Consider the following 1,386-nt stretch of genomic DNA (forward strand, 5'->3'; position numbering starts at 1 on the left):
AAGTCACTGATACCACGCTTCCAGGAAAAGCTCCTAAGCTTCAGCTTACGCAGACCGTACCGTAAACCGACACAGGTGGGTAGGATGAGAATTCTCAGGCGCTTGAGAGAACTCGGGTGAAGGAACTAGGCAACATGGCACCGTAACTTCGGGAGAAGGTGCACCCTTTTTGGTGGCTCGTGCGAGCTATAGCTGAAGAGGGTCGCAGTAACCAGGCCGCTGCGACTGTTTATCAAAAACACAGCACTCTGCAAACACGAAAGTGGACGTATAGGGTGTGACGCCTGCCCGGTGCTGGAAGGTTAATTGATGGGGTCAGCCGCAAGGCGAAGCTCTTGATCGAAGCCCCAGTAAACGGCGGCCGTAACTATAACGGTCCTAAGGTAGCGAAATTCCTTGTCGGGTAAGTTCCGACCTGCACGAATGGCGTAACGACAGCGGCGCTGTCTCCACCCGAGACTCAGTGAAATTGAAATCGCTGTGAAGATGCAGCGTTCCCGTGGCAAGACGGAAAGACCCCGTGAACCTTTACTATAGCTTTACACTGAACGTTGAGTTCGTCTGTGTAGGATAGGTGGGAGGCTATGAAACTGTGGCGCCAGCTGCAGTGGAGCCATCCTTGAAATACCACCCTGTCGTGCTTGACGTTCTAACCTGGGCCCATTATCTGGGTCGGGGACCGTGTATGGTGGGTAGTTTGACTGGGGCGGTCTCCTCCTAAAGAGTAACGGAGGAGCTCGAAGGTACGCTCAGCGCGGTCGGACATCGCGCACTGTGTGCAAAGGCATAAGCGTGCTTGACTGCAAGATCGACGGATCAAGCAGGTAGGAAACTAGGACTTAGTGATCCGGTGGTTCTGTATGGAAGGGCCATCGCTCAACGGATAAAAGGTACTCCGGGGATAACAGGCTGATACCGCCCAAGAGTTCATATCGACGGCGGTGTTTGGCACCTCGATGTCGGCTCATCACATCCTGGGGCTGTAGTCGGTCCCAAGGGTATGGCTGTTCGCCATTTAAAGTGGTACGCGAGCTGGGTTCAGAACGTCGTGAGACAGTTCGGTCCCTATCTGCCATGGGCGTTGGAGATTTGAGAGGGGCTGCTCCTAGTACGAGAGGACCGGAGTGGACGAACCTCTGGTGTTCCGGTTGTCACGCCAGTGGCATTGCCGGGTAGCTATGTTCGGAAGCGATAACCGCTGAAAGCATCTAAGCGGGAAGCGCGCCTCAAGATGAGATCTCCCGGGGCACAAGCCCCCTGAAGGAACCATGTAGACTACGTGGTTGATAGGTCAGGTGTGTAAGTACAGCAATGTATTGAGCTAACTGATACTAATGATCCGTGCGGCTTGACCATATAACCTCAAGTTGCCTTGGCTTTACGACA

At 53.9% G+C, this 1,386-nt stretch carries 1 rRNA gene; it reads left to right on the top strand.

Features of this window, described 5'->3' with window-relative positions:
- Positions 1 to 1,356 (top strand): 23S ribosomal RNA (locus ACTXG9_RS19540); the annotation flags it as partial.
- Positions 1,357 to 1,386: the final 30 nt, after the last annotated feature.

The sequence above is a fragment of the Stenotrophomonas maltophilia group sp. LNF247 genome (assembly GCF_054083135.1).